This window comes from Ligilactobacillus equi DSM 15833 = JCM 10991 (genome assembly GCF_001435735.1).
Taxonomy (GTDB): domain Bacteria; phylum Bacillota; class Bacilli; order Lactobacillales; family Lactobacillaceae; genus Ligilactobacillus; species Ligilactobacillus equi.
This window is the reverse complement of record NZ_AZFH01000052.1, coordinates 1-20479: the sequence shown is the minus strand read 5'-3', so window position 1 is coordinate 20479 and position 20479 is coordinate 1. Positions and strand designations below refer to the sequence as shown.

The following is a 20479-nucleotide window of genomic DNA, read 5'->3' as shown; positions in this document are numbered from 1 at the left end:
CTAAACACTACTTAGTGTTCCCAGAAACCCGTCACTTTAGTGGCGGTGTAGTTCATCGTCAGAAGAAATGGAACTGATTGATAGCTTAGCATTCTTAGTTGCTAAACGATTAGAACTGGGTATCTCACAAAAAGAATTAGCTAAACGAACTGGGATGAGCCAACCCCGAATAGCAAAAATTGAATCGGTTGACTCGATTCCTAGTCTAGCGACATTAAAACGTTACGCTAGTGGTATCGGATATGATACTCAAGTTATTTTTTCTTCTGACACAAAAAAGGAAATGTTAACGTTGAGATTGATGCTGATATATACGAAAAAATTACGAAATATGCTAGTCAACACGGCGAAAACCCTAATACAAGCGTCGAAACATTGTTGAAGATGGCATTAGTGTAGAACGATATTGTCAAATTAGTAATAAGGAGCGTGCCCCCATGTAAAAATGGGTCGGTATGCTCTTTTTTTATTATATTTTCAAAAAATAAAAACAAATTAATTTTGATTATTTTATAATAAAAAATGTTATACTGATAAAGTAAATATAAATAAAAAGGGGGAATTAAATTGATTTCTTTAGTTAAGAGGCTGAGGCGTCCCTTTGCTTTTGCCGAATTTGATAAAGCAGTCTTTTTATCCAGATTGAAGTTGTTAGGTAAGAAATTATGGAAAGTGATTAACAGTAAATTTGTGGTCATTGCTGTCATTTTAGGCTTCTTATCATTTGGTGGTTCACAAGCATTAAATGTTGCGGACGGCGCTAGTATCAACTACAAGTTCGGTACAGTTTATCAATATTACCTATTGAATGATAAAAGCGACGCCTTAGCGAATCAGACCTCACAAAAAAGTTTTTTAACCCAGAAATACAATCCCGGAGCGCAAGGTACGTTTGCTTACGGTTCAATTGTAGATAGTGGGAAAGATTATGGGGATGAATCGTCGGCTAAAAATTTTGTAGCAATGATGGCTACTTATTCAAAGTTTAATTATTTCACAACGCAAAACCAAGGGTTTAATATCATTTTACCAATGATCGGTAGATTTCTTTTGGGGATTTTACTTGTAGTTTTTGGTTTTGCCTACGATATTTTTTCTGCTGTAATTTATGCAATTCCGGCATTGATTGCTAAATTTAATTTGATTCCATTGATGGCGGATTGGCTTACTAATGTTTCCGTAGTAGATGATAAAAGTTTAGGCAAATCATTAAGTGATACTCTGGGGATAAGTAAGGGTACAGTTCAAAATGTTATCGAAGCAATGTTTACTATCCTAGCAATTTTTATTGTTCTCGGTGTTTGGGGATATTTGAAAGGCGGATATCGAAGGCATAGTAGACAATATCGAAATAAGCTTATTGGTCGCCTTTTAGCGGTTGGCCTTGTTCCTATTGGAGTTGCATTATCCGCTTATGCAATTAATGAAGTTACAGCATTGACTTTTACAAGTGATAATAAAGATACCAGTTTATATTCAAGTTACTTGATTGATGATGAAAACTGGGCTAAAAAGAGAAATTTTGCACCTAATGGTAATGACCGACAAACAGGCGGTATTAGTGCTAATAACGGTAAAGGTTATGTTGATAATGATTTTGTTCCTTATGGTTCATCTACCGCTACCGATAGAATCAAATCCATCAACAGTAATAGTGACTACTTTTCAAATGATAATATGGGGGCAAACTTTAGTTTTGCTAACTCTGCAGTCGCATTAAGGTATATGCTATCAGATACTTTTTCAGCTGAACAATACATTCAGTATGAAGGAACAAATGATTCTGTCGGTTCTTATGGATCATACTATAATTACGCTCAAAACTGGGCTCAAATTCCCCAATCAAATAGTGGAGGAGAATCTGCACCATGGATTGTAAATACCGATAATAATTACTACTCAAGTAAAGAGTCAGGTAAAGACCCAACAAAAATTGATGATGAAAAGCAAAAAGGCGACTGGAACTTTGAAAAAGCTATTGATGATTACAAAGATGATGGCGAATCATCTGATTCTGACTCAGATTCCAGTTCCGATTCTGACTCTAGTTCAAATAGTAGTAGCAACACATCAAGTGTTGGCTTGGCAGTATCTCCTGCTCGAGCTTGGAGAGAACGTTTTATTTATGGTTCTAAGACGTCTGGTGCAAATTTGAACAACTACTACAATAAAGTTCCACCATCCCTTGAACAAATTGTCAACGCTGTAGGTAGTGGTAATGACGGATCTCAAAGTATTTCAGACCAGAGTATGTACTTAATTCTGTCAACTAAATTTAATTCAACAGGTGGTGAATACTACTTATCTGGGCCAGCTCGTGGGATGCCAAGTATCGGTGGTTTATTCGATAGTAGCCGAGTAAATTACTACTCATTCTCATTAGTAGGTGTGCCTTTCATTTCTGCTATTGGAGCTATCAGTACAGTGCTTATTTCGCTTGTTCTATGGTTTGTGGCATTATTAGCAGTTTTAACAGTTGGTTTGATTGAAATGAACGTGAAACCGATTATCACAGCCTTGAAATGGTTAACGATTGGAGATTTCGAGTATGGTATAGCATATATTATCTACTCTTCTGGTGTAGTAGGAACAATTATTGTCTTTTCATTAGCAACCAAACTTATATCTGGTTTAGGGATAGCATTACCGAATGTTTTTGCAACAATACTCAAAAACATATCAACTTCTGCAGTACCAAAAACCAATTTAACCGGTGATGCAATGATGATGATGACGTCTTTAGCTCCGATTGCATCCGCTATTTTAGCATTTGTTTTAGTATATGTAATCAAAAATGATGTTAACAACGCACGTTCCGCTTTAATTTATGTCTTTTCTTTCCCTTGGGAAACGGCAAAAGCATACGGCTTGCAATGGGAAAGAAGAGCGATTGGAACAAGTGGACGAGGTGTTAACGCAGGTTCAAAAGGTGCTAAGAAGTGGGAAGCGGATAACTTAGGTTCAAAAGCGGCTCGTTTCCTTGGCGGTAAGGCAGGGTTAAAGACTTCAACCGGCGGAAATTGGTCTGATGCTAAGGATGACCTCATGGATGACGTGTCAGCTATCAAGAACTCCAAGCTATCTCAAGGTATCACTAAGCAAGCGGGTCGTCTCTTTGGTAGAGGTGGCACTCGCCCATTATCAGCTGATGAAATTGCACGTAAACAAGGGTTAGCTAACCTTACGGAGGACTTAATGGGTGTGGATGAATCACAATTAAGTGATACTTCAATACGCAATAGGGATGAAGTAATGAAGGCTATTGAAGCTTACAATGATGATCCAACTCAAGAAAATTACGATACTTTGAAAGATAAGCTACAAAAACTTCACGATTCTATGGAAGTTGATGGTATCGATCCAGAAAAACTTGGTAAAATCGATAGAGCTATTGGTAACTTGAACGGTATTGGAGATGTTAATGTTACTGGTGACGGCGCTGAAACTACTGTTAATGTGTCAGATGTTACTAGAAAAATTGACGATGAATTACAAGGTATTGATTTATCAAACGTTACAGATGGTGATAAATTGAGAAATAATGTACGAGATGCCTTAGCTGATTACACTTTGAAACCTACAGACGAAAACTTAAATCACTCGATTGACAGCATGAAAGCATTAAGAAATGCTATGTTAGAAGGTGGTGCATCTCCTGCAGAATTGCAAGATATGGATGCACAAATTAGTAAACTCGAAGGGCTGAAATTACCTTCAGCAAATATTGACCATGGTATCATTGAAGGTATTGATGGTGAATTGGATAACCTTGACTTATCTAACGTTGCTAATGGAGATGCTTTGAGAAACAACGTCCGGGATGCTTTAGCTGACTACAGTTTAAATCCTACAACCGAAAATCTTGACCACTCAATCGACAGTATGAAAGCGTTGAGAAATGCTATGTTAGAAGGTGGCGCATCTCCTGTGGAATTACAAGATGTGGATGCACAAATTAGTAAACTTGAAGGGTTGAAATTACCTTCAGCAAATATTGATCATGGATCTATCGAAGGAATTAACGGTGAATTAGATAATCTTGACTTATCTCATATTACTAACGGAGATACATTAAGAAATAATGTACGGGATGCCTTAGCTGATTACAGCTTAAATCCTACATCTGAAAACCTAAATCACTCCATTGATGGTATGAAGACATTGAGAAACGCTATGTTAGAAAGTGGAGCATCTCCTGCAGAATTGAGTAACATTGATGCAAAGATTAGTCAACTTGAAGGATTAAAGATTCCATCCCTCGATGTTAATGCCGGCTCACTTGATAACCTTAACTTTGACGGGACTTTAGACAATATTGACGGATTATCAGATAGTGCAAAACAACAATTATCTAATGATTTAAACGATGTAACATTACACCCTGAAAATGCTGATTTTTCAGGTGTAAGAAGTATGTTGAACAATGCTAAAGAAACTCTTAGTGATCCGCAAGAAATCGAAACGATTAACAATATCACTTCTAAGTTAGATCAAGTAGAAATCGGTTCGATTAGAGATAATATTCAACAAGTAGTAGGTGATAGCACAAGTATTTCAGAGTCTAAAGTTCAAGAGATGGTTGGCAAAATTACTGATTACCAAATGGACACAACTCCCGAGAACCTATTAACTGCTCAACAAAGCATTAAGGAAGTTCAAAGAGAAGCATACAACAATGGCGATACAAACCTTGCAAATGAATTAGGTAAGCAGTTTGAAAAAATATCAGCGACAGGTGTTCAAACGCAAGCGCAACAAATCACTCAAACTGTAACGAATAATCCTAACATTGGAGAAGATATTTCTAGAGGTATTAACAGTGCATTGGGTAATTATACCTCCGCTCCAACAGCTATTAACTATGACGAAGTTCAAAAGGCCATGGCAAGTGCTATTGAAGCTACAGATGCAGATGGTAATAACGAAACCGCCTCGCTACTTAGACGACAATTAGATGTTATGTCGCAAACACATAATAGAAATTTAGGTGCTAATTTTGCACAACAAGTTCAAAGTTCATTAGGTAGCTTATCTAATAACGCTGATATTAAAACCTTAATTGACAAGTTAAATGTTGCGAATAACACTAATGAAAGATTAAACATTACTCGTGATATTACAGATAGTGTGAAAACTTTAAACGCTATGGATCAAGTAGATACTCAAAAGTTAACTGATGCAGTTAAAAATATCAAAGGAGTAAAATAAATAAGAAAACTCGGTAAACGTTGATTTTACCGAGTTTTTTAACGTTCAATAAGTTTTATCAAAAACTAATTATTTATTTTTGCAAGTGTTTAAATTTACTATTAATTTTGCTATAATTGAGGTATGAAAAAAAGAAATAAACAAAATTATTTTATTTTTACTTTCGCTAATTTTTCGGCGAAATCTTTACCGGGTACAGTTGCAACGTTGGCTACTACAACTCTTATTATGCTTGTCTACGGTGGACTTTCCTTGGTACAAAATAAACCATCTAGTGTTACGCCACTAAAACTACAAACATCCCCTGATTGGGTTTTAACAATTGGGATGGCTGTCAGCTTAATTGTGGCGATTGTTTTTACAATTTTTATAGTCAAAAAAAGGGAGATGTCAATTTACACAAAATATTTAGGCAGTTTCTTAACAGTGATGACAGCAACTAACTGGATTGGAATGATCATGATGTATCCATCTAGAAAGGTTACAACTAAGGCAGTTATCCATATGGTTAACGTTACCTATGTTTATAACTATTTGGTGGTAGCTACTTGTGTTGTCGGCATTGTATGGGGCGCTTTTCTTACTAAGAAAATGTTAAAAAAGACTAATTGGTGGCTTTTTGTCGTATGTATTCCTTATTTTGCAGTTCTAAATCAAGTTGCAATTACGATTGCAGGATTAACTACATTAACAGGTTATAGCGATTATAGCCCTAAAATTGTAAAAATAATAATTAACACTAATAAATATGGTGATATTAACTTAATGAATCAGTCACTTTATTATTTGATTACCTATCAAATAATCGCACTCATTTTTATGTTTGGGGGGAAAATAATTGTTTTTGTTTACACTAAAACGAAAAAAAGAGTCCAAAAAATCCAAAGAAAACTCGAAAAAAGAAGAAAAGGTATCGAAAGATAGGGAAAAGAAAGGGAAGCGAGGATATCGTCCTAAGTATAAAAAACCTGCTGATGAAAAACTGCACTGGGTTATGCCGATTATACTTGCTTTATCTGTTGTCGGTATAATGGCCTCATTCATCATGATTAGGGCTAACATATCGTCTTATAACGCTAGAGTACTACGTTCATCCATGGTTAAAGGTTCTAATTTACCTTTGTGGGGGGGAAGTACAGATGGGAAATTGACCTTAGGTAATACCGTTTTAAGTGAAGATGGTAAAACTTTGGCAGTTCAAATTAAGTACGATGACGTCGCACACAAGAAGCTATCATCTTTTGGTACACGTTATATCTTGCGTTTAGTTACAACACCAGAGAATGATTTACCGGGTGTTAAGCTACGTTACGGGATGTTTGGTACTGACAGTAGCGGGGTACTTACAATACACAGTGATAGAGGTTTTAAAAATCAAGCTTTTATTGTGATGCTAGTTGACCGTGGTTATTTAGTTACTTCAGACGATTTGAGAGAAGGAACAGATTCGATTAGTGAATCGGATATTGACAAGTCTATTACAGCACAATTAGCAGGAGATGATGAAGAATCATCAACTACTACAACACGTAAATCTCAAACTACTCCGCCTATTTTCTATATGCGCTTAAACGCTCACAATGCTAAGAGGTCAAAAGAAAATTGGAAAAACGACAGAGACGTTGTTAACTCTTTATTTATAAAGGAAAATATTTCTAAAAAGAAAAAGACATTGGCTTCTTTAAAAAAGAAAATTAAGCGAGGCAAAAATACGGTAGTTGAAATGAATCGTCGTTTAGCTGAAAACCCTGATGACGAAATTGCACAAGAACAATTACAAGATATTAATCAGACCCTTAATGATTTGAATGCAAGTGTTGCAACCTATCAAGCTTCAATTAAGAAACTGCAGGATAGCGTCATTAAGAAAGACGTTCTTGATCCTGAACAAACTAAGTTTACCCGTTTCTCAGTTTCATCCCTTGATATTGAGCAGTAGGCATTAGGGCAAGAGCGAAAATTAGGGATGCTCATGGTGAGTTTTCTAGGTTCGATTCCTAGCATCCCTCTAAAAGCCGTATAATCGGTTAAATTTCACAAGAAAGGAAAATGTGTTATGCAAAAAAACAAAGTCACTCCAGATGAGATGTATCTTGAGTTGAAAAATTTTTTCAAACAAAATCCATCTCTAAACTATGATGAATTTTTAGAAGAAGTAGACCGTATTCATACCGATGTTTTAGAAAGAACGTTGCCTAAGTTTAAACCACTAGAAGTAACAGGTGTGCATAGAAATAATTCAAAGACTTTCCGTGCAGATATGCAACAAGAACAAACTAAAGTCAAGAAAGACGAAAGCACTATTGGTATTGGTTTACCTAATTTTTAAAAAGTAGGTGTGTAAATTGGGATTGACAGTCAAAGAAATAGCCGTCAAATATGATTCACCAGTCGGCACTGTATACTACTATATGAACAAGTTAGGCCTTCTTAAAAAATCAGGTTCAGGCTCCAAACCTAGGCGCTATGGAAAAGAAGTCGTTGAACGTGTTGGAGCAGTCCTCGATGAGGTTAAATATAAGAAAACAATCTCTAAGGATGCTGATTATTGGAAGAAAAGAAGTAAACGGGTCGAGAAAAGTAACGAACTGTTGAAAAAGAAAATAAAAGCCTATTCTGAGTTACAGGAAAAACTGGCACAGATAGAAATTTTAGAAAAAGAATAGAAGAAAGAAGTTAGATAGAATGGAAAGACAACAGTAACCACTCACTAAAGTAAGGGGCTTGAAATGAAAATTTTAAGCCTGCTCACTTTGATGAGGATTCTGGAGCAATTCAGAATTTATTGTCTAGACTGAGTTATTTATGTAACTACGTTATTTTAGTCATCATACCTTGGAATGATACCCTAGTTCTAAGCTCTATGGAGGCTCTGTAAACAAGGATGAGGTTAACGTCCTAGTCAACCTTGTTAATAAGCTAAAATAACCTTGTCGAAGGGTAACCACATGCAATTATTAGTTCTCTGATAATTACGTGATAAGGTCATAACTACCTTATAAAAAATGAAAGGAGAAAAAATGCAAAATCGAGTTTTTGTTATTAATAAGCATGGTGAAGCGTTAATGCCTTGTAAGCCAAGAACGGCTAGAAAGTTATTACAAAGCGGTAAGGCTAAACCGATCAAGAAAGAACCATTCACCATTCAATTATTATATGGTGCAAGTGGATATAAGCAACCAGTTAAGCTAGGTGTCGATAGTGGGCAACGGCATATTGGGCTTGCGGTAACAAGTCAAGATAAAGTCTTCTTTCAAAGTGAAGTTGAATTACGCCAAGACGTTAAGAAATTACTCGATACTAGACGTATTTATCGTAGAAGTAGACGAAATCGTAAAACTAGATACCGTCAAGCAAGGTTTTTAAATCGCACTAAAACTAAGAAAAATAACTGGCTACCACCGTCCGTACAAAGCAAAGTTAATAACAACATTAACTGGATTAAACACCTGTTATCGGTGTTACCAAACCCTGAATTACACATCGAAATTGGTAAATTCGATATGCAAAAGATGAAAGACCCTGCCATTAAAGGTGAGGGCTATCGAAAAGGCGACTTGTACGGCTATCAAACGGTTAAGCAATATGTTTTAGCCCGCGACCAATATAAGTGCCAAGTCTGCAAGAAAAAAGGTGGCAAACTAAAAATTCATCACATTATTTACCGCTCCTTAGGTGGTACTAATGTACCATCGAATTTATTAACAGTCTGTGCGGATTGTCATACAGCTAAGAATCACGCTGAAGGTGGTAAATTATATGAATTATGTAAGAAGAAAAAGAAAGTAACTAAGCCTTTGAAAGGTGCAACTTTTATGAATATCTTACGTAGACGGTTGTGGACTGCTTTTCCGCAAGCTCACTTCCAATACGGAGCATTTACCACACTTCAAAGAGCGGATTTAAGCTTATCTAAATCGCATTACAACGACGCAATCGCTATTAGTGGCATCAAGAAGATTAATTCTAGGCCTACTAGCGTTGTGATGTTTAAGCAATTTAGGAAAAAGAAACGTTCTTTACATGAAGCAACTGCTCGTAAAGGACGTAAAGCCAAAAACATAACCAGTAAACGGAATGCTAAAAATACTAAATTTGCTAAAGGATTTTGGCTTAATGATTATGTCAGAATCAAGAACAGTAAATTTAAAGGCTATATTAGTGGCTTTACAGGGAGTTCTTGTTATGTCAAGGATTGTCTTGGTAATTATCTGACTCTCAATACGTACAAGCAAACAAACTTGTCTAATGTTGAATTCATTAATCATAGAAACAATTGGTGTAACACCAGTATTTCCGAACAAAGATACGTTATGGAATAAATAAAAATAGAAAGAAGTCAGCTTTTTTATATGTTACGAGGGTGATGCTTATGAAAAAAACATTAGTAAAGTTGTTGTTAGTACTATGACTATAGCCACATCTTTTTTGGGATTTTTATTTTCGGGAATATTGTTTGGACTTGTATTGCCTAATTGGTCAGAATTAAGTCAAACGGCAAAAAACACTTCGTTTAGCATCCCTAGTTGGTTGTTAAATTTAGGAATATGTTTAAGCTTCATTTGGTTGTTTTTAATTATTGTTTTTGATAGCAATGAGGATGAATTCTTTTTTAGGGCAATTTTTCATGATAAAAACGGTAAACGTTACGCTAAATACGCTAAAACTATAACTGCATTAATGACTGCTTTTAGTATTGTTTTCTTTGTTTTTACCGTATTATCAATAATTGCAATTTTCACACTAAAAGGTGCTTTAAGCATTGCTAGTTTTTTAGTTTGTTCAATTCTTGTTGCTATGTCTGTAATGTCAATTTTTGGTTTGCGAAAACTATGGAGGGTTTTATGAGAGAAGATGCTAAAAAGAAGCTAGAAGAATTAGGTTTTGAAATTGAATTAGTTCACGGCGGTCAAGCAACTGTAGATGGTGAGTCTGAAGAAGGCTTGTTACTAAGAATTGCTAAAGGCACTGAGTATCATGTTAAATCAGATGATGTTACACTCGTTATTGTTCATCTAGACAATGGTACAGTTGACTTTGTGCAAAATATATGTCTAGCAGACTTAGAAGGTTTAAAACAATTCAATGAAGTTGCTGAGCTATGCTTTAAGTTGTTAGATTGCGAGAGGGATGAAATTTTTGACAGAGATTAAAAAATCAGACGATGTAGAACAAGAGATGAATGATTTGAGGCTAGTAATTCCTGCAGATATTGATGAAAAATATAATTATTCGATGTCAAAGGTTGAAGCCTCTAATGTTTTAGTGGGTTATGAAGATACTTTACTGAAAATTAACCAGAAACTAGAACAAGTTATGACTCGCAATATTATTTTGGTTGGGCCACAGGGGGTTGGTAAAACAGCCACTGTTGAGAAATTTACGTATGATCACCTACAATCACAGACACCTGCGTTAGTGATTAGGGTTGCTATTGAAAGCATTGGTGCATTACCCGGTAGGACAATGGTTTCTCGAATGGAAAGTTTAATGCGGGATCTAGTTAAAATTGAATATCAAACTTTGATTTCAAACTATGATGAATACGAAAAAATAGATGTAACGGGAATGACTGAAACTGAAGTTGAAAAAGTTATAAACAGTACACCTCATGCTTTAGTAAGCGTATATGATAAAGTGTTTTTCAAAGCTAATAAAATTAGCTTACTTGGTTTATCATCAAAAGAAATCAAAGACCTTTTAATAGATAATAAAGGGGAAAGAATACAAACTGATGTGTTACATCTCGAAAATGAGCAGATTGATTTATCTGTCTTATCAGATGTGCAAATTGATGTATTACTTAAACAAAATCCCACAGCTGAAAGGGTGCAAACAGATACTTTTTCGTTATCCGTAAAAGAAGAGGATGGTAAGTTTACTCTTGACGGTAAGAGTTTATCTAAAAAAGCACTAGAAACCTTACAAGAACATAATCAGGAGAATTTTGAAAGCTACACACGCTCTGTTGTTATTAATAATCGGTATGACTTGGCCATTTTTATTGATGAGGTTCACAAGTTAAATAACTATGGGGAATCAGCAAAAGGGCAAGGATCTTCTGGGGCAATGAACGCCCTCAAAGAAGGGATGGCTCGTGGTAAAGCTAAGCTTATCACCGCTACTACTGATTATGAATACAAAAATAGTATTGCAAAAGACGGAGCGTTTGAAAGGCGGTTCTCTAACGTTGTATTAGTTCCACCTACTGATGAGGTTACAGTTCAAATCGTAAAGAGTCAATTGGCAGACCTCACCAAGAAGTGGGACTACATTCCTAAGTTCAGTGACGGGATTATCAAAGAAATTGTCACGTTATCAACGCAATTGATAAGCAATCAACCTCAGCCTGCTAAGTCATTAGCTGTCATGGATGCCATTTGTGGAATTTGTCGTGAAGAATACCACCGTACAGGTGAAAAAAGGGATGTTACTCATCAAGATGTAGTAGAAGCTTTTGCGGGAGTCGGAATCAAGATTGACTTAAACATTAATTCAAGACACGTGCAAAAAGTTATCAGAAGACGAGTTAAAGGTCAGCCTTTAGCAATTAATACTATGGTTGGTACAGCTCGGAAAGCTCGGTTTACTAAGCGTGATTATCGTAAACCAATTATGACGCTACTATTAGTAGGAACTACTGGGATTGGTAAAACCGAATCGGTTAAATCTTTAGCTGAGGCTATTTTCGGTCGGGAGGATGCAATCTTAACGCTCAATGGTGGTGATTACTTAACTCCAGAAGCGGTCACAGAAGCTACTCAGTTTATCGGTGATAGTGTGCAAACAGATAAATCAAGAATCATCTTAATCGATGAAATTGAAAAAGCTGATAAAAATATGGCCAAGGCGTGTATGCGACTAATTGATGATGGTATTGTCCGTGATAGCCACGGAGTAGAACGCTCACTTAGTTCATGTATTGTTATTGCAACTTCTAATTTGGGTGCGAGTCAAATTGCTAAGTCAGCTGAAGCCATGCACTTAGATGAAATTGATACACCGGATGTGTTAACAGCATCCCTTGAAGAACAATGGCGAGATCAATCAATGAATATTCAAAATGCCTTAGTTACTGGGAATGAAGGAGAAAATAACGGACTACCTCCTGAATTTTTACAACGGTTTAGTATTATTCCATTCTTCCCACTTCAACCTACTTCATTTGCAACAATCGCTAATATAAAGCTGAATAAGTTTGCTGATGAAGAAAGAGAGTTAGGTTTTGATGTTAAAATTCCAGAAAGTTTAACATCTGAGGAATGGAGTAACTACGGGTTAGACTTTAAACGGTTTAATAATGTTGATATTGTATCTGTCATGATTGCTAAAGATATCATAAGTAAAGATGCTAAAAATATCGGTGCTAGGGCAATTAATAACTATATTAACGATACAATTAAAGGAAAACTGTCTGTTGCTGTTGAATATCGTTTAGAAGAGAACCTTCCTATGGATGGTTACTTCACCATTAATACCAACGGAAACTCGTTAGCTGAAACTACGTCAAATAAGATGGCTTCTGTGATGGTTACTTATACCGATACGGATGAAAGTGTTTGGATTGTAGATGAATACCACTTTGTCGATAAGGAGATGACAATTCCTGTCTACCGTGATGTTTCGGGGATGAAGCGAAGTGATATTTGGGACTTAATCACAGATGAATCAGCGAAAGATGAAAATGTCGAAAGTAAGATATCAAATACTGATTTCTTCGCCAATTACTAAATTCTGTCAATACTTGTCTTTCTCGATAGTGAAGATAAGATAGTTGATGTGATTATAGGAAGTTAATCATACTTTTTATGGGATGGCAGCCCTATCGAAATGCCGATAATCATTATCATTGTCAAAGGTGATAATGATATAGCTTATTGGGTCAACGGGAAGGCTAGTAACAATAAGCAATCAGAACAAAGAGAAATCTAAAGATTAGCGAATACTCGTGCCAGAACAAGTACGTAATTCGATGTCGGTAGACGACTCATTATTGCTGATCGCTTGCGGTCAGCTTCTTGTTTTAAAAATGTGTCATAGCTTGCTATTAATAAATAGACTGTTATGATTAGGCCAGAAAGTATGGAAAGGAAAAAAGAATATGACAAAAGCAAACAAATTTATGACAGCAGATGAAAAGGAATACCGCAGACAAACAACCCTTTTTTTAAAAGTATCTAATTACTCAGATAAAACAATTAAGTTCATGTTTGATAACAACGAGGAGAGTATCAAGAAATTCGGAGTGAAGGATAAAGCGGGTAGCTTCTTAGCAACTCCCGAAACTATTGGACATAAAATGATTGACTGGTACATGGAGTACTTGATTAGGGAAGAAAAGAAAAAGCAAGCAACACAACAATTAGTCGGATAACCCTAAAATAAGGAGAAATTAACTGTTAACGATAAAGTAGAATAAAGTGTCATTTTATTGAATTATATGTTATTGATAAATCTTTGAAAGGTGGTGAAAATAATGGTTGTTAGAACACAAAAAGTTAGATTATACCCTAGTCCTCAAATGCAACAGGTCTTAGATGATTTATGTGACTATCGTCGTTATTGTTGGAATCAAGGCTTAGCACTATGGCAAGATTTGTATTTCAACCGACAAGTTATGTTTTCTGATGAGCTTAAACAAAAATTGCAGTTATACGCAAAGGAACTAAGAAAGCCTAAAGCCAAAAGAAAAAGCATTGATTTTACTTCAAAAGAAGCAAACTTGCTTGAATTGTGTCCTAGTCCTAGCGCTCAAAATGTTAGGAATATTATGGTTAATGAAAAACAAGATTGGCAAGATAAACTTTCAGCACGTTGTTTACAATTAGCTATTAGTGACTTAGGTAAAGCGTGGGCTAATTTCTTTAATAAGGCTCAGCCAGATTGGGGCATGCCTAAATTTAAGTCTAAGAAAGCTCCTAGACAAGGTTTTAAAACTGATAGAGCACAAATTATCGAAAATAAATTGTTATTAGACAGACCACATTATGCTGATATTTCTAAAAAAGATTGGCAACCAGTCAAATTTAAAGGAGCTAAAACCTTAAACGGCAAATTAGGTGTGGTTTCTGTTTATCGAGAAAATGGAAAATATTATGCTTCATTGCCCTTTAAAATTGAGGTTCAAGAAAAAGGTAAAACTGGTAAGAAAACGGCAGTTGACGTTAATGTTGGACACCTTAATTACACCGAAGGTGTCATTGACACTTTACCGCAAAGACTTGAAAAACTTTACTTGCGCATCAAACATTATCAGCGTTTATTAGCTCGTAAGCGGAACGCTAATGGTAAATTAGCTACACAATCAAATAATTACGTTAAAACGAGAGCCAAGTTGCAACGTGATTACCGCAAAGTAGCCAATATTCAGCATGACCTGATGCACAAATTTACAACTAAATTGGTTGGTCAATACGATACCATTGTGATTGAAGATTTAAATGTTAAAGGCATGCAAATGAGCCATGTGGCCTCCAAAGGTTTACAGCGTTCAATGTTTGGCTTGTTCAAACAAGTTTTGAGCTATAAATGTGACTGGTATGGCAAGGAATTAATCTTAGCCGACCGCTTTTATCCTAGTACTCAACGCTGTTCCCATTGTGGACACGTTAAAACTGGTGAGGATAAAATTACTCTTGTCGGTAATAAAAAACACGGTACTAAGCACAATGAATACATTTGTTATGAATGCAACTTCGTCTGTGACCGTGATGTTAATGCGGTGATGAATTTACTTGCATTAGCGCAATAAATAATCTATTAAGTGGGCATGGCTATTAATAGACGTCTTAATGTTTCGTTAAGACGTATGCCCTTAGAAACAGTCGTTTCTAGAAAGCTATAAGAGTTGGTCAATGTCTGCATTCTTTTATTAGAATGTGGGGAATATTAATGTTGACGATAGTGAATAAAATTAAGAAAGGAAAAACTATATAATCTTTCTAATAATATAGAATAAGGTACTCGACATTCTATATTATTCTACATTTTATATAGCAGTGGCGATGATTATGAGAACAATCAACTTGACGATGCCAATCATCATCGAAACAGATGGCATTACTAATGAATATGATACGCTGAGTTACTCAGGGAATGCTTATAATGGCACGTTAGCTATCTTACTGGAAAACAGTTCTGATGTGATTGATTATAGGTGTCTAAACGATACACTTTATGGAGTAATCGGTGGTGAGTATGAATTTCACACTTCAGAAGATGTTCCTCAGTTTGTATATGATGAGTTGGAAAATCAAGGATTTATCACAAGAGCAAAGAAGGAATGTTACTGCTTGAAAATTGATAAAAAAGAAGCCCCCTAATATTAAATCAGGGGACGAAGTTAGATAGAATGTACTGTCACAGAAAGAGAGGTAACTCTTTAAAAAAACAGTGATTCAGTACATGTTTATTCTAAGCGAAAAGGGGAAAGTTTTCAATAGAAAAAGTGAGGGAGACAAGATGCCAAAGTTAACAACCATTGAAGAAGAACGAAATTTTAAGGAAAAGTATGCTATCTCTACCTATAGGGACAGATTGTTTTTAGAAAAGATTAACGTTTTTGGTGATAGTACCTTAGTAGCAGAAGAATTAGGGAATGGACATATTCGCATCGAAACCGTCCTTTTAGACAAAGATGGTGTAAAATCCCTAAGTAAATTCATTGAACTCATTAAAAAAGATACAGAGAGGTAATTTTTATGAAAATGACATTAGAACAAGAAGTACAAATTAACATGCAAGCAATTCAGGATAAACTTGTACTTTTCTATTTTGATTTAAGCCACCTTATTAACTCTAAGACGCAAAAGTTAACGGTAACAAACTGTTTTGTTAAAGAGGAAAATAGTGAAATTCCGGGGGAATATGTAGGTGATATGAAAGATAATGGGACTTTTGTTATCGCTAGAAAAAATATTGTAGGATTGACAAAACCAACTATGGCTAAAGTCAAAATTGACGTTGAAATCGAGGAATTATAGCCCATGAATTATAGAGAAAACCTAGAAAGAAAAGTTATCAGCCTGTCCAATAACAAAGAATGGGATATGGCAGTTGCAGAATGGGATGTTGTTGGTGTTGAAGAAGATGATTCGTCTAGCACAACTTGTACTTGTGGAAAGCATGGGCTCAAGTATATTTTTACGATTCAGAATACTGAAAATGGTAATTTCTTAAGTCCTATTGGTAGCGAATGTATCAACCGGTTTGGTCGTGATGATCTTAGGAAAGATGCTACAGCTTACCAACAATACCTGTTCTTACTTAATTATTACAAAAAGTATAAATACTTAGAACTAAAATCAGATGTTTTTTCTAAAAAGTTGTTAAAAATGCTATTTGAAAAGGGTGCATTTAAACCTACACAATACAATAAAAATAATCCTAGGAATGATTATGAATTTCTAGTAAGTATGTTCAATAAGCGAAGTGCAATTTCAGATAAGCAACAAAAGAGAGTTAATGCTATCATGGTCACTGAAATTGTTCCGTTCATAAGGAAAAAATTAGAAGTAGGTCAACAGTAACCCCTTACTTTAGTGAGGGGTTTGAAGTGAAAACTTTAAGCTTGCTTAACTCGATTTTTATTTTGGTAATTCAACTAGAAAGGGAAAAATGATATATGGTAGAGAAACGTATTTTGACATTAAAAGAAGAAATTCATCAAATTAAAAAACAGAATGCAAATAATATTTTAGAAGAATTATCAAATACCGCACAAAATGTTAATGAAGCTGATACGGAATCAGATTGGCAAGAAATTAGCGATACATTGCATGAATTAACAACAACAGTTGACCAGATGATTGCACTCATAAGATTTTCTGATTTCATGGATCAACGAAATATTGAGAATAATAACGAAAAACAGTAAAAAACAGCAGATGTGGTATTATCCATTCAAGCTGAAAATATAGATTATAAAATTTCAAAATGCCAGTTACCTATGTTTAATTCTGGCGTATTTCTGAGGTAGGTGATAATTATGCTAAGCAATGAAGCGCTCTACGCACTCTTCAAAAGTGTAGTAACTGTTTTTGGAACATCTGCTATAACGTTTTTCTTCTTCTGGAATATTTTTAAAGTTATTGATAAAAAAACTGAGAATAAGAAGAACAATGTAGAAAGTAATGATGACAACGGCAAGCAGAAAAGAGAGAAATAAAAAATGAAATTAGGTTACTTTACAATGAATTTTCTAATTTTACCAATGAAGAACGGTAGCAAGTAGCGTTAGCTTCGGCTAGCGGACGGTGCGAATCCGTCCTATTGTTATTGGTCGTAAGACCAAAAAACAAAATATTTTTTTAAGAGGTGAATCACCGCCTTTCGACTGCTTTACTGGTGGAACAGACGCATTTATTTGCGGTGCAGGTGATGACTTGAACTACTTAAAAAGTAGTGTGAGCTATTAAAAAATGTTTTGACAAATAAATAACACATAATCAGCGTGATTTGTGTTGTGAGTTGACTTTTTTCAGGTAGTTAATGACTTGACTTAAAAAAACTGCCTGTGGTACGACAAAAAATAGCACTTCAAGATTATTGCGTTTTTTGAGTTGAGTTGTGAGTGCAATAATTCGTTAATAGTGGACGGTGCAAATCCGTCTTGTCGTATTGCTGTAAAAAAATCCTAAAGGTATTTACGAGGAGGAAAAATATGATTTTTGAAACTACTTATAAAAAGTATATGAAAGACAAACTTAAATTTACAGGTAAAATGTTAGAAGAGACTCTTGAAAATTCTCTTGAATGTAAAGTAAAACTCGTTGATTCGAGCTTTAATTACAACTTACTTCACTTTAATTTTAAAGTAAAGGGAGTGCCTAATAAAATTACTAGCTCCATGATCAACAAACTTATTGATGTATGTTCTTATCCAACTAGTGCAAATGTAAGAAAAACTTCTGTCTATGCTTATTCAGATGTCTATGATTATTCAATCGAAATCGACGCATTTTGTGATACAGATCTTGCGCCAAGTTTAGATGTTCGTCATGTTGACAAGCTTAAATTTGTTCCGCATAAATCTTATGGTCACTCGATTAATGTTCCAATCGGTATTGATGCATTAGACCAACCAATTATACTTGAGATGGGTGATTTTACACCGAACATTCTCATTACTGGGTTAGTAGGTATAGGTAAGACAACATTTGTCTTAAATATTTTGAGAAATCTAGCCTTAACAACAACTCCAGATGATTTAAAATTTGTTTTAATTGATGGTAAGGGGCATGCTTTTGAAATTTGGAAAGATAGTCCGTTTATGTATACTCCACCAGTAAATGATTGTTTGGAACGTGCAACTATACTGATTAAAAAAATCGAAAATGAGGTTAGAACCCGTATCCACTTATTCAAAGAAGCTAACGTTTCTAATTTTAAAGAGTACTATGAAGAAACGGGTGTCAAGCTTCCTGAATTATTAGTTGTAATTGATGAATTTCCTGCTATTACTAACTCATTTAAATATACTAACCTTGATGAAAGTTATAACCCGATTGATAGCTTAGAATACATTTTAAAAATAAGTAGGTCAACTGGAATTAGGTTAATCCTTGCTAGCCAATCAGCAAGAAGTGAAGTTATTGATAGTAAAATCAAAGCAAACATTACAGGCTTTATTTGTTTAGGTGTAATCGAACCTATTGAAAATGAATTGGCGTTACCTGAAACAAATATTCAGACTCATCAAATTTCAAATAATATTGAAAGAAGTAACGCATGTTTCTTTATTGAGGATAGTGTTAATAATGTTAAACTCGGTTTATTTCCTTATATTTCTGACAAGAACATCAATGAAGTCGTTCAAAGTACGATTAGAAAATACGGCATCGCTAAATATAATACAGGCAATGTAGATTTTTCGGTTAATGCCAACATCAAACAACTAAATATTAATAAATGGGGTAGTAACGATTTAGGCATTCAATTACCTGAGAAAGTTATCGAACTAATGGGTTGGAAAGATGGCTCTCAAATTTCACTAAATGTTGCTGATGGCAAAGTTGAAATTGTCAATAATCAGATTGAAAGTCAAAAAGGAGAAGTTTTTAATGAAATTAACACAAGCCAAGAAAGAATTCCTGAAGAAAAATGAAGAAAACGGTCTAAATGGTGAGGAAATTGCGGAATTAATAAAATATTACCTCGATGAAACTGAAATTGAATTTTATTATTGTGGAGTTGCTGTGAATTTTTTTGAACGTGCAAAATACAGGTATAAGTTTATCTTTAGCAATTTTTCTATTTACCTCAATTTCGATGTACGTAAAAAAACAACCCCGGATGAAGTTAAAAAGGCATTGTGTGACGCTTTTTGGAATCATTTTCGAAAATTAAAAAGTTTAAATGATGCTAATTCTGATTTCGTTGAACAGGGTTTAAAACTTTTAGTTAACATAAAAAAAGATGCGAAGAAATGACATAAAAGGTATAAATCCATCGTTAAAAACTAAATAAAAAAGGTCAAGTTTGAGTTCTTGACCTTTTTTTGCTATAATTCTATTCGTACTTCCAGTACACACTCTCTGAAAGAGAGGAGGTGATACTAATAGAAACATTTTTGTTTCAAGTGTCGCTACAATGTATTGACGGTACAGAGAAACGAACACTTTTCGTAAGTTTGCATGTAGCCTTATCGTTTCTGCTATGCTCCTTACCTTCAAGGTAAGTATAGCACAAACTTACATACCCGACAAGCGCCGTTTTTTGGCGCTTGTTTTTGTTATACCTTAATAATAAGTCGAAAAAAGACCGATGAAACAACATCAGTCACAGCTTGCCAATCCTATTGAGGGTGTCATAATAAGGTTATAAGGAATAAGAGAAAAGCATGTGTCTATCGTGATTTGTAAATGTATATATATTTTCCAAAAACGCAAATATATATATGTCCAAGTCTTGATATCTCACTTAATGACAGTCATACTAAAAGTTATAGAAGGGATGGGTGAAGGATGATAAAAAAATTACTAAACTGGCTTTTTTCCAAGGGAGAAGAAGAAAAACCTGTAAGTGAAGAAACGTGGCGGGGACACCTTGAGGAAAAAATTGATCATAACCGTAACCTAATTGAACTTGAGAAAAGCAAAGAAAATCCAGATTATAAGTGGATTAACCAACTGAAGAGAGAAATTGAAGGTTGGGAAAAAGAATTACGTTCAGGAAACTTTAAAGGATATTACTAAGATACACCCGACAAGCGCCGTTTTTTGGCGCTTGTTTTTTTGCGAAAAAGAGGAGTAAGTAGGTAATAAATCCGAAG

General features: G+C 34.9%; 21 protein-coding genes. All 21 read left to right on the top strand.

Annotated elements, in window-relative coordinates; genetic code table 11:
* Window positions 1–67 precede the first annotated feature (67 nt).
* The 21 genes from FC36_RS12650 (at window position 68) to FC36_RS05110 (ending at window position 20402) form a co-directional block, all read left to right on the top strand.
* Window positions 68–382: a helix-turn-helix domain-containing protein gene (locus FC36_RS12650; protein WP_025021082.1), complete on the top strand. Its 315-nt coding sequence runs from the start codon at window positions 68–70 to the stop codon at window positions 380–382.
* 185 nt (window positions 383–567) lie between these two features.
* Window positions 568–5208 (top strand): MFS transporter, encoded by a 4641-nt coding sequence (locus FC36_RS05205; protein WP_056986752.1) that lies wholly within the window; start codon window positions 568–570, stop codon window positions 5206–5208.
* 123 nt (window positions 5209–5331) lie between these two features.
* Window positions 5332–6132, top strand: coding sequence for a hypothetical protein (locus FC36_RS05200; protein WP_025021084.1), 801 nt, complete (start codon window positions 5332–5334; stop codon window positions 6130–6132).
* Window positions 6047–7147 (top strand): hypothetical protein, encoded by a 1101-nt coding sequence (locus tag FC36_RS05195; RefSeq protein WP_162257649.1) that lies wholly within the window; start codon window positions 6047–6049, stop codon window positions 7145–7147. Before FC36_RS05200 ends, FC36_RS05195 begins: the two co-directional genes overlap by 86 nt.
* 117 nt (window positions 7148–7264) lie before the next feature.
* Window positions 7265–7537, top strand: a complete 273-nt coding sequence (locus FC36_RS05190) for a hypothetical protein (RefSeq protein WP_025021086.1) — start codon at window positions 7265–7267, stop codon at window positions 7535–7537.
* A 16-nt stretch (window positions 7538–7553) separates the two neighbouring features.
* Window positions 7554–7874 (top strand): hypothetical protein, encoded by a 321-nt coding sequence (locus FC36_RS05185; protein ID WP_025021087.1) that lies wholly within the window; start codon window positions 7554–7556, stop codon window positions 7872–7874.
* Between the two features lie 354 nt (window positions 7875–8228).
* Window positions 8229–9530: an RNA-guided endonuclease IscB gene (gene iscB, locus FC36_RS05180; protein WP_051527989.1), complete on the top strand. Its 1302-nt coding sequence runs from the start codon at window positions 8229–8231 to the stop codon at window positions 9528–9530.
* 85 nt (window positions 9531–9615) lie between these two features.
* The gene (locus tag FC36_RS05175; protein WP_025021089.1) at window positions 9616–10056 is read left to right on the top strand and encodes a hypothetical protein; all 441 of its coding nucleotides are present in this window, start codon (window positions 9616–9618) and stop codon (window positions 10054–10056) included.
* Complete coding sequence (locus FC36_RS05170; RefSeq protein WP_025021090.1) at window positions 10053–10361, top strand: hypothetical protein; 309 nt, start codon at window positions 10053–10055, stop codon at window positions 10359–10361. Before FC36_RS05175 ends, FC36_RS05170 begins: the two co-directional genes overlap by 4 nt.
* Window positions 10348–12939: an AAA family ATPase gene (locus FC36_RS05165; RefSeq protein WP_025021091.1), complete on the top strand. Its 2592-nt coding sequence runs from the start codon at window positions 10348–10350 to the stop codon at window positions 12937–12939. Before FC36_RS05170 ends, FC36_RS05165 begins: the two co-directional genes overlap by 14 nt.
* Before the next feature lie 370 nt (window positions 12940–13309).
* Window positions 13310–13582 carry a hypothetical protein gene (locus tag FC36_RS05160; RefSeq protein WP_025021092.1) on the top strand — a complete coding sequence of 91 codons (273 nt, stop codon included), beginning with the start codon at window positions 13310–13312 and terminating at the stop codon, window positions 13580–13582.
* Window positions 13583–13684: 102 nt separating this feature from the next.
* Window positions 13685–14959, top strand: a complete 1275-nt coding sequence (locus FC36_RS05155) for an RNA-guided endonuclease InsQ/TnpB family protein (RefSeq protein ID WP_035188461.1) — start codon at window positions 13685–13687, stop codon at window positions 14957–14959.
* Window positions 14960–15218: 259 nt separating this feature from the next.
* The gene (locus FC36_RS05150; RefSeq protein WP_025021094.1) at window positions 15219–15530 is read left to right on the top strand and encodes a hypothetical protein; all 312 of its coding nucleotides are present in this window, start codon (window positions 15219–15221) and stop codon (window positions 15528–15530) included.
* A 139-nt stretch (window positions 15531–15669) separates the two neighbouring features.
* Entirely contained in the window at window positions 15670–15903 is a 234-nt protein-coding gene (locus tag FC36_RS05145; RefSeq protein WP_155889609.1) for a hypothetical protein, read from the top strand.
* Window positions 15904–15908: 5 nt separating this feature from the next.
* Window positions 15909–16190, top strand: a complete 282-nt coding sequence (locus tag FC36_RS05140) for a hypothetical protein (protein ID WP_025021096.1) — start codon at window positions 15909–15911, stop codon at window positions 16188–16190.
* Between the two features lie 3 nt (window positions 16191–16193).
* Window positions 16194–16736, top strand: coding sequence for a hypothetical protein (locus FC36_RS05135; protein WP_025021097.1), 543 nt, complete (start codon window positions 16194–16196; stop codon window positions 16734–16736).
* A 95-nt stretch (window positions 16737–16831) separates the two neighbouring features.
* The gene (locus FC36_RS05130; RefSeq protein ID WP_025021098.1) at window positions 16832–17083 is read left to right on the top strand and encodes a hypothetical protein; all 252 of its coding nucleotides are present in this window, start codon (window positions 16832–16834) and stop codon (window positions 17081–17083) included.
* A 111-nt stretch (window positions 17084–17194) separates the two neighbouring features.
* Window positions 17195–17374, top strand: coding sequence for a hypothetical protein (locus tag FC36_RS05125; RefSeq protein WP_025021099.1), 180 nt, complete (start codon window positions 17195–17197; stop codon window positions 17372–17374).
* Between the two features lie 495 nt (window positions 17375–17869).
* Window positions 17870–19312 carry an FtsK/SpoIIIE domain-containing protein gene (locus FC36_RS05120; RefSeq protein WP_025021100.1) on the top strand — a complete coding sequence of 481 codons (1443 nt, stop codon included), beginning with the start codon at window positions 17870–17872 and terminating at the stop codon, window positions 19310–19312.
* Entirely contained in the window at window positions 19269–19637 is a 369-nt protein-coding gene (locus tag FC36_RS05115; protein WP_025021101.1) for a hypothetical protein, read from the top strand. Before FC36_RS05120 ends, FC36_RS05115 begins: the two co-directional genes overlap by 44 nt.
* A gap of 534 nt (window positions 19638–20171) precedes the next feature.
* Window positions 20172–20402: a hypothetical protein gene (locus FC36_RS05110; RefSeq protein WP_025021102.1), complete on the top strand. Its 231-nt coding sequence runs from the start codon at window positions 20172–20174 to the stop codon at window positions 20400–20402.
* The last annotated feature ends 77 nt before the right edge of the window (window positions 20403–20479 follow it).